This window comes from Niabella aquatica (assembly GCF_054779315.1).
Map to the genome: position 1 here is coordinate 34,155 of NZ_BAAGYM010000016.1, position 14,043 is coordinate 48,197.

Here is a 14,043-nt window from a genome sequence, read left to right on the forward strand (position 1 = left end):
TATAGCAATGCGCATACTTTTTGAATTTAAGTTTTTATATTAAAACACATTCTTACATTTGTTTATATTAAGTACACTATGAGAAATAAGAAGGGAAGGAAATTATATTTATTGATCGCATTGATCCTGTTTGCTGCCTGCAGCAATGTTACTAGTAATGACCCTAATGTAGTATTAGAGGAATTTTTTGAGCACCTGGCAAAAAAAGATATTGACGGCGCTTCCAAATATGTAACCTCAGACAGCAGGCCTACCATGCAAATGATGAAAAAAGGACTGGATATGGCGGAAAAGATGAAAGAAAATGCACCGCAAAACGATCCGTTGAAAGAATTTGAAGATGTAATAATAGCACCTGCAAGGGTAATGGGAGATTCGGCCCTGGTTACTGTAAAAAGTAAAACCGGTAAAAGGCCTGAAGCGGAGTTTAAGCTGCTAAAGCAAAGCAACGGCTGGAAAGTGGATTTTACGATGAGTACACTGATGCGCATGGGAATAGAAGCAGCAGGCGAACGCCCCGATGCTGTTTTCCCCGATACCTCAGCTCTTAACAGGGATCATATAAAAAAGGGCATGGAAGTAGCAGACAGCATTTTGAAAAATATGGATCCGCAAACGCTGGAAGACCTTCAGAAAAAATTGGAACACCTGAAATGATACAGATGAAAAAATTAATTGTATTACATTTATGGGCAGTTATCTGCCTGGTTTCCTGTAATTCAGGATCTGAAAGCAATGCTGCCGAAAATGATGTGGATGCTGCCAGGAATTTTGTGCAGGCAGCCCTGAAGGGAAGATATGACAGAGCGGCGGATTACATGTTGCACGATTCTTTAAACGATGAAAGATTAGACGCGGTGTCCAGGATGCAGCTTTCTTCCGATGAAAAACAGGGGCTGTGGGATGCCAGCATCAATATTCACAGCCGAAAGCTTATCAATGATTCCACAAGCATTATCGTATATTCCAATTCTTTTCATAAAGAAAACCATGATACCCTTAAAGTGGTTAAAAAGAATGATAAATGGCTGGTAGACTTCAAATACCTCTTCGATCATGAGTAGCAGGTATACATTAAACACATATTTTTGCAGACTTTTAAATTGTATAAACAACTAATTGAGCCTTATGACTACTACTATCCAACATCCCTGGCACGGTGTGAGCTATGGTGCGAATGCACCCGAATACGTAAATGCGATCATCGAGATCCCGGAAGGTTCGAGATCGAAATATGAGATTGATAAGGATACCGGCCTGCTGAAACTGGATAGGGTGATTTATTCTTCTTTCCATTATCCGGTCAATTATGGCTTTATTCCGCAAACCCTGGGACAGGATATGGACCCCCTCGATATCCTGGTATTATGCTCTCAAACCATCCGTTCACTTTGCCTGGTACAGGCCAAGGTGATTGGAAATATGCAAATGATTGACAGCGGTGAGCGTGATGATAAAATTATTGCAGTAGCCCTTAACGACCCGTCTGTAAGGCAATATGATAATATAGATGAGCTGCCGCAGCATTTTTTACTGGAAATGCGTAATTTTTTCGAACAATATAAAGTGCTCGAAGATAAAAAAGTGGTGATAGATACTTTCCAGGATAAAGGGACCGCTCTGCCAATTGTTACAGAAGCTATTGAATATTATAAAGAAAAATACAGGAAACAATAAAGGGATAAAAGGCCCGTATTTTTTTAAGATGCTTGCAACCTTAAGTGAGGCAGATGCGTCTGCTTAAACCGGCAACTGTTATATAAAATCACAAGTATTGAGGTTATTGATAACAATAGTCGCATTCCTGTTAAGCCCGGCAATATTTGCACAGGAGGTTTTTGTACGCACCGTACAGGAGTATTACCGGGTGGATCCATTCCATGGAAGCTTTTCAGCTTTTATAAAATCCCTTACCACAGATTCAGCATTATTGAAAAAAGAAATTCTTAAGCAAACAGATTCTACCGGCTACCTGGTAAAGGGAGAATACAAGGTTTTCAACCCTTTTAGCCTTAACGCCAATAAGGTAGAAATGATTTTTTATGAAAACAGTTATAATGCCCAGGACCGCTTTCTTTTTAATTTTTACACCTACCAGCTCACTGCTTATTTTCCAGACACTGAACTCACCCGAAGAACAGTAAAGAAAGAGTATGCCAAACTGGGAAGAAAATTACGCAGGGATCTGTATCGTGTAAAAATAAATAATCTTAAGGGCTACCAGGATATTGAGGATGGAGAAATTACAACCTATACCAATAACGATTTTCCTCTTGTTCCGGCTATGCTGAGCTGGCAAACACTTTCAAAAACGAAGCAGTTAGGGTTAACGCTGGTGGTAAGGATAAGACAGTACAATAATTTAGCTTATCCAGTAAATGAGTTAAACGTAGCTTTTTAAGCCCAATATTAAATTTTCTTTGAACTATAGCTAAAGCAGCCGTTTAATAAGCTTTAACGAATGCGTTCTTTTTCCCGTATCTGTATTAATGATCCCTTTATTGTCAATAACATCTTTTCTTACTTTTCCTGCCGCATGAATTATTTCGCCGGAACCGGCTAAAATACCCACATGCACGATCTCATCCTTATCATCAAAAAATGCCAGGTCGCCGGGAATAACTTTTTTCAGAGAGCGGATGAGGGTGCCCTGTTGTGCCTGCAGCCGTGCATCGCGTGCAATAGGAACACCTGCCAGTTTATACATAGTCTGGCTGAATCCGCTGCAGTCCACGCCCAGTATGGTTTTGCCACCCCAAAGGTAAGGTGCGTTCAGCCATTGCAGCGCATTGGCAATCAGTGTTTCCCGTTTGTCCGGAATACTGGCTGTATTAACCGGCATACCTTTAAAATGGTAGGCGCGGCCTGCTATAGTTCCTTTTCCGTTTTGATAATGAACGAGCGATGCGGCTGCCGGAATGTGCATGGTTGCACCATTGAAAAAAATTTCATTTAAAAGCTGGGGTGCCAGTAAATGGCAATGCGGCAGCGCGTCGGCAGCATCTACCTCAGTAATAAGGCTGCTGGTTAACCAGCCCCTGTAGGTATCGTATAAGCTCTCTACCTTATACCAGTCTTCTTTTTGTTGAAGTACTTTTACAGTTTCACCAAATAGTAACTGGTTGCTCATTTCCTTATGGTGATCGGGCGTTTTTCGTACCGGTGCTGCCGGTACGGTAACAATAGCATAGTTGATGGAATTCATAATGTAAATATAATTGATTAAAGATCGTTACGCTTCCTTTTAGGGTACCATCTGCATGTAGGGCTGTTTACATTGACGGAGGTATAAAAATTATGGAATTAACGGGGATTTGCATCTAAGCTTCATAACTTTAGCCATGTGAGTAAAGAGCTGTATAAAGACATAAATGACGCGGAATTGCTGCAACGGTTTTGGCAGACCCAGAACAATGAGTGGCTGGGCATTTTATTGCAGCGGTATACCTTATTGTTGTTTGGTGTGTGTATGAAATATTTAAAGGATGAAAATGATGCACGCGATTGCGTACAACAAATCTTTTTAAAAGTGATACAGGAAGTATCTAAGTATAAAATTGATTATTTCAAGAGCTGGCTGTACATGGTAGCTAAAAATCAATGCCTTACTTTACTGAGGAACAAAAAAGGGAAAATACCTGTAGCGCTTACAGAAACCAGTGGCCAGGTGGCTTATGAACAGCAGAATCAGGAGGAACAGCCGGAGATAACCGGTGATATACTTGAAGACGCCCTGAACGGGTTAAACGAAGAGCAGTACAAATGTGTAACTTTGTTTTATCTGCAAAAAAACAGCTATCAGCAAATAAGCGAGGTTACGGGATATTCACTATTGAAAGTAAAGAGCTATATACAGAACGGCAAAAGAAATCTCCGGCTGATGATTGAAAAAAAGATCAAAGAAACTGATTCAGGTAATGCAAGATGATTTAAAAAACATATTATCCGGGGCAGAAGGCAATATCAGCGGGGATCAGTTATTGAAATACCTGAAAAATGAGCTGGGGCCTGCCGAAAGTCACGAGCTTGAAAAGCAGGCTGCGGATGAGGGATTCGAAAGTGATGCGCTTGAAGGTCTGCAGCAGGTAACCCATAGTGAAAAAATAGAACTTATTGTAGATGGCCTGAACCGGGAGCTTAAAAAACGTACAGCTAAAAAAATCCATGCCCGGCAAAAAAGGCAGTTAAAGCCCCAATGGTGGTTGTATTTTTCTATTCTGATCCTGTTAATATTGGTGGTACTGATATATATATTACTGCATCATAACATAGGTGCTAAAACATAAGGGGAAAAGATCATTTTTCCACTTATTTCCTGTCTTTTTTTCTATATGTGAAAAAACAATTTTTTTTCAGCCTGCATTGTATTATTTCAATATTAATTTAATGTTAACACGGCGAATGGCCATAAATATGTGCCAACTTTGCAGTTGTAAACTTGATTATTATGCAATGGAAAACAATAACGACCAGCCTGGGCAACAGTGCCTATAGTTTATGGAGCAATGGTCGAAAATTGCTTACACTCGCTTACAGGAACCAGTCAGACCGTGTGTATATCGAATCGGAGGATGGAGAAAAAAGATCTTTCAAATGCAGAAATAAGGGCCTTCTGAAAAATAAGCTGGTTTTGGAGAATGAGTATGGAACCAATTTGGGAAAGCTGAAGAGGGAAGGAGGAAGAGAATATATAGTAATTGACAACAAAAGATACTACCTGAACTTTTTGACAAGCAAAAAAGTTGAAATAATAGCAGAAGATACCGACCGCACTCTTACGGTTTGCAGTTTGGATCTTGAAAACGCGGAAGCCAAAAATGGCCTGCTGATAGTGCTTTGTTATTATTTGCTGGGCCATCCCCAAAAAGTGGCAGTTTAAAAGCATTATGCCGGGATTAATTTCGGAGATCGTTTGAGCTGCATCATCCTGCTCACAAAGCGCCGTGTTGGGTGTAGGGCATTTAGGTAAAACACCAACAGGCAGGTTCTTCCCAAATATTCTTGGTGCTGGTTCGCACGCATGGCCGTGTTCAATACCAATAACGGCTGTTTAAAGGTTCTCAAAAATTGTTTTAGAAAAAGCTTCCAGCGAGGGGTCTCTTGCACCCATTAGCAGCAATACATTCTCTTTTTTTATATGAGGCCTGGCCACTTCTAAAAACCGGGTTCTGTCTGCTACGAACCAGGCGTTTTTGCCCAGGGCTTTCAAATCATTTATCAGGTCGCTGGCCGAAATATCTTTGGTGGTGGTGCCGCCGGCATAAAAGATCTCGCTCATCCAGATTTCATCCTGCGGTCTCAGCGCTTCAGCAATTTCTTTTACAAAGTCTGCTCTTAAAAATTTGGTGGGTGTATAGCCATGAGGCTGAAACCAGGCGATCACTTTGTCAGCTACAGGCTGGCAGCTGCGGATAGCAGCAGCACATTTCACAGGGTTATGTGCAAAATCATCCACCACCCATATACCATTTTTATTACCCAAAACCTGGCAGCGCCTGTAAATGCCTTCATAATGCTTTAACGCTTCGCTGGCTGTTTTTAAGGATACGCCTGCCTGTGTGGCTGCAGCCACAGCTGCTATGGCGTTTTCCATATTATGCCGGCCTGCTACATTCATTTCGAAAGCTTCATTATTAATAGTAAAAGAAATATGAAAACCTTTTTGCAGGAAGGCTCCGGCAGCAAACCCGGCGCCCCGGCTCTTTCCTTCTGTTTCAAAGTCATTTATTAGCCTTACAGACAGTTTGCCGGAATGTTCATTAGACTGGTTTACAATAAAAGTGCTGCTGTTGTTCCTGAATGTTTCAAATATCTTCATCAGCTCATCCAGTTCTTTATGGTCTTTCTCTATATTCAGCAATAAGCCGATAGCTGGGTGATATTGAACAATAGAACCATCACTTTCATCAGCTTCTATTACCAGCCACTCACTGCTGCCCACAAAAGCATTGCCTATTTTCCCTTTTTTGATAAGGTTTACCAAACCTGCACCACTGATGATGGAGGGAGACAGGCCTGCATAGGTCATAATATCAAACAGCATAGCCGTAGTGGTACTTTTACCGCTGGTGCCGCCAACAGCGATGGTTTTTTTACTTGCTGCTATTAAGGCCAACAGCTCTGCGCGTTTAATAACAGGAATGCCCAGCTCTCTGGCCTTTTTAATCTCAATGACCGTATCTTCAATAGCAGTAGAGGCTACTACCAGGTCGGTTTCGGAGTGAATACCACTGCCATCCTGCAGGTAACACCGAATGCCTTCTGCTTCCAGCTTCTTCTTAATATCTCCGGCCTTACCCTCATTGAAAAAACGGTCGCTGCCGCTAACGTTCATACCCGTTCCCTGCAGATATTGCGCAATAGCACTCATGCCCGCTCCTGCTACGCCTATAAAAAAGGGGCCCCTTATATTTTGTAAATTGATGTTCATACCTGTAAATGATTGAAGCAAACGTACATGAAATTTTTCGTTCATAAAATGCACCAGGAAGGAATGAAAAATTTCATGGGAGTTTCTCCCCTGACAAAAAATAGTAATAAATAAATATGCAAGCGAAATGTGCAAAGAAATTGTACAATAAACGTGTACAAAATCTAAAAAATCTATATTTGCCGAATTCAACAGTTACTATGAGCAATAATTTTAACCCTGACAAACAGCATACATTAAAAAAGTCTGTCAATATCAGCGGTACGGGCCTGCACACAGGAGTCCTGGCCGATGTTACGCTTAAACCGGCTAATGCAGGCTTCGGATTTCAGTTTCAAAGAGTAGACCTGCCCCATAAACCGGTTATTAAAGCTGATTGCGACCTGGTAACAGATACCAGCCGTGGTACCACGCTTGAAGCCAATGGAGCTAAAGTAAGCACGGTGGAGCATTTGCTGGCAGCCCTGGTGGGTATGGGCATAGATAACTGTCTTATTGAAATCAACGGCCCGGAAGTGCCAATCATGGATGGCAGCTCTATGCCATTCATTGAAATTATTGAAGAAGCAGGCATAGAAGAGCAGAATGCTGCCAAAGCCTGGTACTCAATTGATGAGAACCTCTACCTGACGGATGAGGAAAAACGGGTAGAAATGGTTATAATGCCAGCGCGCGAGTACCAGATCACAACGCTTATTGATTTTAATTCTCCGGTATTGGGCACCCAGCATGCCGAGCTCAAGACCATGAAGAACTTTAAGGAAAAAATTTCTACCTGCCGTACTTTTTGCTTCCTGCATGAGCTGGAAATGTTGCTGGAACACAACCTGATCAAAGGCGGCGATGTAAATAATGCTATTGTGGTAGTAGATAAGCCTGTAGGTGAGGCAGAACTGGAGCGGCTGAAGAAGATATTCAAAAAAGAGAATATAGAGGTGAAGAGCGAAGGGTATCTGAATAACCTGGAGCTGCGTTATCCTAACGAACCGGCCAGGCATAAGCTGCTGGATATTGTAGGCGACCTTGCCTTAATAGGATACCCGGTAAAAGGCCGTGTTATAGCCAACCGCCCGGGGCATAGCAGCAATGTGGCTTTTGCCAGGATGATCAAAAAGCATATCAAGGCCAATAAGCACATTAAGGATGTGCCTAATTATGATCCCTCGGCCCAGGCGGTTTACGATCTGCAATACATTGAAAAAACATTACCCCACCGGTTCCCGTTTTTACTGGTAGATAAGATCACAGAGTTAACCGATGAAAAAATCATTGGGATCAAGAACGTGACGTTCAATGAGTGGTTTTTCCAGGGGCATTTTCCGGGTAATCCGGTAATGCCGGGCGTACTGCAAATAGAAGCTTTGGCGCAATGTGGCGGTATACTGGCCATTAACCTGGCAGGAGAAGGACAGTACGATACTTATTTCCTGAAAATTGATAACTGTAAGTTCAAGCAAATGGTACGCCCAGGCGATACCATGATCCTGAAAATGGAGTTGACAGCGCCTATTCGCCGTGGTATTTGCGAAATGCGCGGAACAGTATATGTAGGCAATAAGGTGGCTACAGAGGCTGATTTAGTGGCGCAGATCGTAAAGCGTTGAGTAACGGAGGCTCTTTTATTCTAAGATAAAAAAATTTAGCTATGAAGTTTCGGTATATCATCTTCAGTGCGCTGCTGTTGGCTGGTTTGATGTCCTGCAAAAAAGAAAAAACCGATGATTCGGTTGAAGGCAGGTTCCAGGGAAACTGGATAGAAAGCAGTGCCAGGCAGATTACGCTCGTAGTTACAAAAGACACCGGCGGAGATGCCAGTACTCCCAACCTGTTTTTGAACATTGGAAATACCGGTTATCCAATGGTTTACCGGTTTAACAGCTCCGGCGACTCTATTTATTTATCGTCTTCGGAGGGGCTTAGTAAGCCGTATAAGATTGCCTTTTCCGAAAAATCGTTTACTATAAAAAAATTCCATTCAGCATTACCTGATCTGGAAGAAGTAACGTTCTATAAAGTGAACTAGCGCCTGCCGGAAGGCCCGGGTTTCTGCATTCTGTAACCTGCTGCAATATAGGTTTTCACTATATATGCACATTTCAATTTAAGTGCCTTAAAACGCTCATTTTTTCGTAAATTTGCCCATTGCCTTGAGGGCATCATTTTTATGTATTTTAAAGAATTATGAGCGAAGAAATAAAGGAAGTTGCAGCAATTGAAAAACCCGCTTATGGGGCGGATAGTATACAGGTTTTGGAAGGGCTGGAAGCAGTGCGCAAACGCCCTGCCATGTATATTGGCGATATTGGAGTTAAAGGGTTGCATCACCTGGTTTATGAAGTAGTGGACAACTCTATTGACGAAGCGCTTGCAGGCCATTGCAAAAATATAGACGTCATCATTCATGAGGATAATTCCATTTCGGTGCAGGATGATGGCCGGGGTATACCTACAGGGATTAATAAAAAAGAAAATAAATCTGCACTTGAAATAGTGATGACCGTCCTGCACGCCGGTGGTAAATTCGATAAAGACAGTTACAAGGTATCGGGTGGTTTGCATGGCGTAGGTGTAAGCTGTGTAAATGCGTTAAGCACCAAAATGATTACCACCGTTCAGCGGGAAGGCAAAGTTTTTGAGCAGGAGTACCATATCGGTATTCCGCAATATGAAGTACGCGAGATCGGTATCTCTGATAAAACCGGCACCCATCAGCATTTCTGGCCGGACGACTCTATTTTTATTACTACAGAATATAAGTTCGATATTCTTGAAGGCCGCCTGCGTGAGCTGTCGTATCTTAATAAGGGCATCCGTATTACCCTCACAGATCTCCGGGAGAAGAATGAAAACGGGGAGGTGATCTCTAAAATTTTCTACAGCGAAGGCGGTATTACCGAATTTGTGGAAATGTTGGATAAAAGTGCTGGTCGTACCCCTTTGATCCCTAAAGTATTAAGTGTAGACGGTCACGATGAAAATTCTAATGTGGCCGTGGAAGTAGCGCTTACTTACAACGATTCTTTCAGCGAGCATATTTATTCCTATGTAAATAATATCAACACTATTGAAGGCGGTACGCATGTTACCGGTTTCAGGCAGGCGCTTACCAGGGTATTTAAAACCTACGGCGATAAGAACGGCATGTTTGAAAAAGCCAAGGTTTCGATTGAGGGCGACGACTTCAGGGAAGGACTGAGCGCTATTATTTCAGTAAAAGTGCCGGAGCCCCAGTTTGAAGGGCAAACGAAAACCAAACTAGGAAACAGCGAAGTAAGCGGTGTGGTACAAACTACTGTTGCCCGTGTGCTGGAAGCCTACCTGGAAGAAAATCCCAAGGCTGCCAAAACGATCATCGATAAGGTGATCCTTGCCGCGCAGGCCCGTGCTGCGGCCCGTAAAGCCAGAGACCTGGTGCAGCGCAAATCGGTGTTAAGTGGTGGCGGGTTGCCGGGTAAACTGGCCGATTGCTCAGATCGTGACCCCGAGCGTTGTGAACTTTACCTGGTAGAGGGTGATTCTGCGGGCGGTACAGCCAAGCAGGGCCGCGATCGCTCGTTTCAGGCTATACTGCCTTTGCGTGGTAAAATCCTGAATGTGGAAAAAGCGATGGAGCATAAGATATATGAGAACGAAGAGATCAGGAACATTTATACTGCACTGGGGGTAACGGTAGGCACCCCTGAAGATCCCAAAGCATTGAACCTGGCAAAGCTTCGTTACCATAAGCTGATCATTATGACGGATGCCGATGTGGATGGAAGCCACATTGCCACGCTCATATTGACCTTTGTCTTCAGGTATATGAAGGAACTGGTAGAGCAGGGATATGTGTACCTGGCACAGCCTCCATTATACCTTGTTAAAAAGGGGAAAGAATCGGCTTATGCTTATAATGAGGAACAGCGGAAGGCATTGGTGGAACGGCTAGGTGCCGGCAGGGAGGATACTGTAAATATCCAGCGTTATAAAGGTTTGGGAGAAATGAATGCTGATCAGCTTTGGGAAACCACTATGGATCCCGATCGTCGTACCTTAAAGCAGGTAACCATAGAAAGCGCTGCAGAAGCAGATCGTGTTTTCAGCATGTTAATGGGAGATGAAGTTGCCCCCAGGCGCGACTTCATTGAAACCAATGCCAAGTACGCTAAACTGGACATATAACAGTCAGGGCTTTATATACTCCCTGATATACTTAAATAATTGTTCCTCTGCAGGATCTTCGGGCTTTTGTTTTTCCGCAATATATTTTTTGTAAAAAACAGAAGCCTGGATTTTATTTTTCAGGTAGATATCATATATCCTGGCTTTGTAATATAAATCGGTTGGATGGTTAAAAATATAATAAGAGCTATCGTATTGCGCGATGGCTTTTTTATATTCTTTGGTAGCCTCGTAATTATCGGCTTTACTTCTGAAATAGATCACAGCGGTTGATATCAGGTTTTGTTGCAGGCACTCATCCAGCAGCAGGTTACTTGTAACATAGTTTTTCTTTTGGGCATGGCATTGGGCAGCGCAGTAAGTCAGCGATTCATTTTTCATATTATTTACTTCCATCCACTCGCAAAATGCAAGGCATTTATCAATTTGTTTCGTATTTAAATAAGCATAGGCAAGATCGGTATATGCCAGAGGTTCAGTTGCCGAATCTTTCAGCAATCGTTCGCCCCAAAAAATCACTTCTTTGTATTGGGCATTTCTTGCGCTGTAGTTAATTTTTCTGGCAATCACCTCTGCATTTGTCGAATCTGTTTTCAGGAAGTTGTTAATAACAGCTATAGCATTATCTCTTTGTTTTTGGAGAATGAGCCTGCTTGAATAGCGCAGTACCGCATCAGGCGCCCGGGGGTTGAGCTGGTATGCTTTTTCGGTATAAGCAAATGCCGAATCATTCATTTCTAAAGCGCTGAACATGGATGCCGCATATAGCCAGTATTTATATTGATCTGGTTGAACCAGGGTGAGTTTTTGGTAAAATGGAAGTGCGTATCCATACTTCCTCATTTTTTGGTAAATAATGCCAGGGTATAGATTGGCCTGAAGATTATCCGGCTCTTTTTCATGCAGTTTTTGATAAACAGCAAGCGCATGCTTACTATCGCCGTTCATGTAATAGCAATATCCCAGGTTCAAAAGATATTCTTTATTATAGCCGCCAGGATCGGCTTTTTTTAGCCAACTTATCGCTTTAGTGTATTCCTGTATTTGCAAATATTGTTGCAGGCTATCAGTGCTGTTCCCCTGCGCAAAGGCTATACTCGGATTTGATAATAATAATAATAATAAATTGATTATCAGTTTTTTAATCATTTTTTGTACAATTTTGGATGTGCAAATTTTTTACAATATAACTAAATATTTAGTTATATTGTGCCGATTTTATCGAATATTTCCGGTTTCTTTTAACTAAATCCCTTAATTTCATTTTTTCTTAATTAAAAAACAACAGCTATGGCAGATGCAACACTTACAGCTTACAATGTAAAAACCAAAGAGAAAAACGTTCCTATCCAGGAAGCCGTTATATCAAGAACAGCTAAAGGCGGCTATATCGCAAAAGGACACGATGGTAAAGGAAATAAATTAACCGCCCTTTTAGGAGAAGCAAAAGCGCTTGCCGCTATTAAGGCGGGTGTGGCAAAACAAGATTGGTAGAAAATTGTTGTAATTTTCGCATTTAATATAAGCCCGGCAATTCAGCCGGGTTTTTTGCTATATGGTCATTTATGTTGAAGCGGCTATTTTCAGCGCTTACTCTTTTTTTAACCTGGTTCGTTATTTGGGGGATGTTCCCCACTTCGAGAGCAAGGCACGGGCAGAAATCTTTTTAAAAAATGTTGTTTTTTCCTGCCGGGATGTATTTTAATATAATGGCAACGTTTGCGTAAATAAACTGGTGTTGTAATGCTGCTGAAACCGGTATTCTTTTTTACCTTGTACACCCTAATAGCTTGCGGATGTTAAAGAATTTTATTTTAGGATGGTTGCTCACTACCACCACAATTGTAGCTTTCGGACAAAAAAGCTGGGATCTGCCAAAAGTTGCAGAAACAAAATTTAAGGCCGATAGTTACCCAATAACAAAGTATGGAGCGGTACCCGACGGGTATGTATTGAATACAAAGGCTATCCAGCAGGCAATTGACGAGTGCACCGCAAAAGGCGGAGGTATAGTACAGGTTCCCGCCGGGTTATGGCTTACGGGGCCCATTGTATTAAAGAGTAATGTGAACCTGAACCTGGCGGTGGGCGCTACTTTGTTGTTTACAAAAGATAAAAGCCAATATCCGTTGATTAAGGCTAACTGGGAGGGTTATGAGCAAATGCGTAATCAGTCGCCTATTTCTGCTGAAGGAGCTGATAATATAGGCATAACCGGTAAAGGAATCATCGACGGTAACGGAGATGTATGGAGGGCGGTTAAAAAATTCAAGCTTACCGAAAGCCAGTGGGAGAACCTTGTGAAATCAGGGGGTGTACTGAATGCTAAAAAAGATCTTTGGATGCCATCTGAGAGCTACGCTAAAGGTGATGCAACAAAAGATCCCGGAAGAATTGAGGCGGGCAGGGATGATGCCTTTTTCCAGTCGGTAAAAGATTTTTTAAGGCCTAATCTCGCTGTGTTTACAAAATGCAATAAAATACTGCTCGAAGGGGTTACTTTCCAGAATTCACCGGCATGGTGCCTGCATCCGCTGATGAGCTCCAACATCACCGTAAGGAACGTCACGGTTAAAAATCCCTGGTATGCGCAAAATGGCGATGGAATCGATCTGGAAAGCTGTAGCAATACGTTAATAGAGAACAGTATTTTTGATGTGGGGGACGATGGGCTTTGTATGAAGAGCGGACGCGATGCAGATGGGCGTGCCAGGGCAATGCCTACCAAAGATGTGATTATTCGCGGATGTACGGTTTATGCTTCACACGGAGGGTTTGTGGTGGGCAGTGAAATGAGCGGTGGCGTTAACAATGTATATGTAAGCGACTGCACTTTTATCGGAAGCGATATAGGCCTGCGTTTTAAAACAACCCGGGGAAGGGGCGGTGTGGTAGAAAATATTTTCATCAGGAATATTTATATGAAAGATATACCGGGCGAAGCCATACTTTTCGATATGTATTATATGGCAAAAGATCCCATACCCCAGGCAGGCGAGAAAAGAGCGCTGCCTAAAATAGAAAAATTACCGGTTGATGAAACTACCCCGTCTTTCAGGAATATCAACATCAGCAATGTATATTGTAATGGCGCCGAAAAAGCAATATTTATCAGGGGGCTGCCCGAAATGCATATAAAGGATATCAAAATAGAACATTCGGTATTCCAGTCACAAAAAGGCGTAGACATACAGGAAGCCAGTAATATTACGCTTAACAATGTAAAAGTATTTAGCAAAGAAACCGCACCGGTTATAGATATTATTAACAGCAATAATATCTCTTTTAAAGGATTTGAGTATAATGTTGATGCCAATACCCTGTTGCGTGTTGCAGGTGAAACAACTAAATCCGTGTCCCTGCAAAAAACAGATTATAGCAAAGCAAAAGTAAAGCTGAAGGCAGAGCTGGGCGCATCGGAAAAAGCGGTATCGTTGCAATAGGATGATAAA

Annotated in this window: 15 protein-coding genes; 12 read left to right on the forward strand and 3 right to left on the reverse strand. The window is 42.2% G+C overall.

The features are described 5' to 3' along the window. The first annotated feature begins 78 nt into the window (after window positions 1–78). The 4 genes from ACYVBM_RS13665 (at window position 79) to ACYVBM_RS13680 (ending at window position 2,401) form a co-directional block, all read left to right on the forward strand. Window positions 79–657, forward strand: coding sequence for a DUF4878 domain-containing protein (locus tag ACYVBM_RS13665; RefSeq protein WP_460686233.1), 579 nt, complete (start codon window positions 79–81; stop codon window positions 655–657). Between the two features lie 5 nt (window positions 658–662). Beyond that, window positions 663–1,064, forward strand: coding sequence for a nuclear transport factor 2 family protein (locus ACYVBM_RS13670; protein WP_460686234.1), 402 nt, complete (start codon window positions 663–665; stop codon window positions 1,062–1,064). 64 nt (window positions 1,065–1,128) lie between these two features. Next, window positions 1,129–1,677 (forward strand): inorganic diphosphatase, encoded by a 549-nt coding sequence (locus tag ACYVBM_RS13675; protein WP_460686235.1) that lies wholly within the window; start codon window positions 1,129–1,131, stop codon window positions 1,675–1,677. A 97-nt stretch (window positions 1,678–1,774) separates the two neighbouring features. Next, entirely contained in the window at window positions 1,775–2,401 is a 627-nt protein-coding gene (locus tag ACYVBM_RS13680) for a hypothetical protein (protein ID WP_460686236.1), read from the forward strand. Window positions 2,402–2,431: 30 nt separating this feature from the next. Here the strand turns inward: ACYVBM_RS13680 and ACYVBM_RS13685 are convergent, their stop codons facing one another. After that, on the reverse strand, window positions 2,432–3,205 hold the full coding sequence (locus ACYVBM_RS13685; RefSeq protein ID WP_460686237.1) for a C40 family peptidase: 774 nt from the start codon (window positions 3,203–3,205) through the stop codon (window positions 2,432–2,434). Window positions 3,206–3,343: 138 nt separating this feature from the next. Here ACYVBM_RS13685 and ACYVBM_RS13690 point away from each other — a divergent pair, with 138 nt between their 5' ends. The 3 genes from ACYVBM_RS13690 to ACYVBM_RS13700 all read left to right on the forward strand — a co-directional run bounded on the left by ACYVBM_RS13690 (window position 3,344) and on the right by ACYVBM_RS13700 (window position 4,879). Continuing rightward, complete coding sequence (locus ACYVBM_RS13690; protein WP_460686238.1) at window positions 3,344–3,928, forward strand: RNA polymerase sigma factor; 585 nt, start codon at window positions 3,344–3,346, stop codon at window positions 3,926–3,928. Continuing rightward, window positions 3,918–4,286: a hypothetical protein gene (locus ACYVBM_RS13695; RefSeq protein WP_460686239.1), complete on the forward strand. Its 369-nt coding sequence runs from the start codon at window positions 3,918–3,920 to the stop codon at window positions 4,284–4,286. The genes ACYVBM_RS13690 and ACYVBM_RS13695 overlap by 11 nt, the downstream gene beginning before the upstream one ends. A 161-nt stretch (window positions 4,287–4,447) precedes the next feature. Beyond that, the gene (locus ACYVBM_RS13700) at window positions 4,448–4,879 is read left to right on the forward strand and encodes a hypothetical protein (protein WP_460686240.1); all 432 of its coding nucleotides are present in this window, start codon (window positions 4,448–4,450) and stop codon (window positions 4,877–4,879) included. A 171-nt stretch (window positions 4,880–5,050) separates the two neighbouring features. Here the strand turns inward: ACYVBM_RS13700 and ACYVBM_RS13705 are convergent, their stop codons facing one another. Further along, complete coding sequence (locus ACYVBM_RS13705) at window positions 5,051–6,430, reverse strand: UDP-N-acetylmuramate--L-alanine ligase (protein WP_460686241.1); 1,380 nt, start codon at window positions 6,428–6,430, stop codon at window positions 5,051–5,053. A 179-nt stretch (window positions 6,431–6,609) separates the two neighbouring features. Between ACYVBM_RS13705 and ACYVBM_RS13710 the strand changes: the two genes are divergently transcribed. The 3 genes from ACYVBM_RS13710 to gyrB all read left to right on the forward strand — a co-directional run bounded on the left by ACYVBM_RS13710 (window position 6,610) and on the right by gyrB (window position 10,591). Further along, a complete protein-coding gene (locus ACYVBM_RS13710) occupies window positions 6,610–8,034 on the forward strand; it encodes a bifunctional UDP-3-O-[3-hydroxymyristoyl] N-acetylglucosamine deacetylase/3-hydroxyacyl-ACP dehydratase (RefSeq protein ID WP_460686242.1) in 1,425 nt (474 codons plus the stop codon). A gap of 41 nt (window positions 8,035–8,075) precedes the next feature. Beyond that, window positions 8,076–8,453, forward strand: a complete 378-nt coding sequence (locus tag ACYVBM_RS13715) for a hypothetical protein (protein WP_460686243.1) — start codon at window positions 8,076–8,078, stop codon at window positions 8,451–8,453. A 158-nt stretch (window positions 8,454–8,611) separates the two neighbouring features. Then, window positions 8,612–10,591 carry a DNA topoisomerase (ATP-hydrolyzing) subunit B gene (gene gyrB / locus ACYVBM_RS13720; RefSeq protein WP_460686244.1) on the forward strand — a complete coding sequence of 660 codons (1,980 nt, stop codon included), beginning with the start codon at window positions 8,612–8,614 and terminating at the stop codon, window positions 10,589–10,591. Between the two features lie 3 nt (window positions 10,592–10,594). Here the strand turns inward: gyrB and ACYVBM_RS13725 are convergent, their stop codons facing one another. Further along, window positions 10,595–11,740, reverse strand: a complete 1,146-nt coding sequence (locus tag ACYVBM_RS13725) for a tetratricopeptide repeat protein (RefSeq protein WP_460686245.1) — start codon at window positions 11,738–11,740, stop codon at window positions 10,595–10,597. A gap of 141 nt (window positions 11,741–11,881) precedes the next feature. Between ACYVBM_RS13725 and ACYVBM_RS13730 the strand changes: the two genes are divergently transcribed. Beyond that, complete coding sequence (locus ACYVBM_RS13730) at window positions 11,882–12,085, forward strand: hypothetical protein (protein WP_460686246.1); 204 nt, start codon at window positions 11,882–11,884, stop codon at window positions 12,083–12,085. A 302-nt stretch (window positions 12,086–12,387) separates the two neighbouring features. After that, window positions 12,388–14,034 carry a glycoside hydrolase family 28 protein gene (locus tag ACYVBM_RS13735; RefSeq protein ID WP_460686247.1) on the forward strand — a complete coding sequence of 549 codons (1,647 nt, stop codon included), beginning with the start codon at window positions 12,388–12,390 and terminating at the stop codon, window positions 14,032–14,034. Window positions 14,035–14,043 lie beyond the last annotated feature (9 nt).

Bases quoted from the DNA above. Each gene is read 5' to 3' on its own strand.
- ACYVBM_RS13670 (WP_460686234.1), top strand. From the start codon at position 663: ATGAAAAAATTAATTGTATTACATTTATGGGCAGTTATCTGCCTGGTT.
- ACYVBM_RS13695 (WP_460686239.1), top strand. From the start codon at position 3,918: ATGCAAGATGATTTAAAAAACATATTATCCGGGGCAGAAGGCAATATC.
- ACYVBM_RS13715 (WP_460686243.1), top strand. From the start codon at position 8,076: ATGAAGTTTCGGTATATCATCTTCAGTGCGCTGCTGTTGGCTGGTTTG.
- ACYVBM_RS13730 (WP_460686246.1), top strand. From the start codon at position 11,882: ATGGCAGATGCAACACTTACAGCTTACAATGTAAAAACCAAAGAGAAA.
- gyrB (WP_460686244.1), top strand. From the start codon at position 8,612: ATGAGCGAAGAAATAAAGGAAGTTGCAGCAATTGAAAAACCCGCTTAT.
- ACYVBM_RS13665 (WP_460686233.1), top strand. From the start codon at position 79: ATGAGAAATAAGAAGGGAAGGAAATTATATTTATTGATCGCATTGATC.
- ACYVBM_RS13700 (WP_460686240.1), top strand. From the start codon at position 4,448: ATGCAATGGAAAACAATAACGACCAGCCTGGGCAACAGTGCCTATAGT.
- ACYVBM_RS13685 (WP_460686237.1), bottom strand. From the start codon at position 3,205: ATGAATTCCATCAACTATGCTATTGTTACCGTACCGGCAGCACCGGTA.
- ACYVBM_RS13735 (WP_460686247.1), top strand. From the start codon at position 12,388: ATGTTAAAGAATTTTATTTTAGGATGGTTGCTCACTACCACCACAATT.
- ACYVBM_RS13675 (WP_460686235.1), top strand. From the start codon at position 1,129: ATGACTACTACTATCCAACATCCCTGGCACGGTGTGAGCTATGGTGCG.
- ACYVBM_RS13725 (WP_460686245.1), bottom strand. From the start codon at position 11,740: ATGATTAAAAAACTGATAATCAATTTATTATTATTATTATTATCAAAT.
- ACYVBM_RS13705 (WP_460686241.1), bottom strand. From the start codon at position 6,430: ATGAACATCAATTTACAAAATATAAGGGGCCCCTTTTTTATAGGCGTA.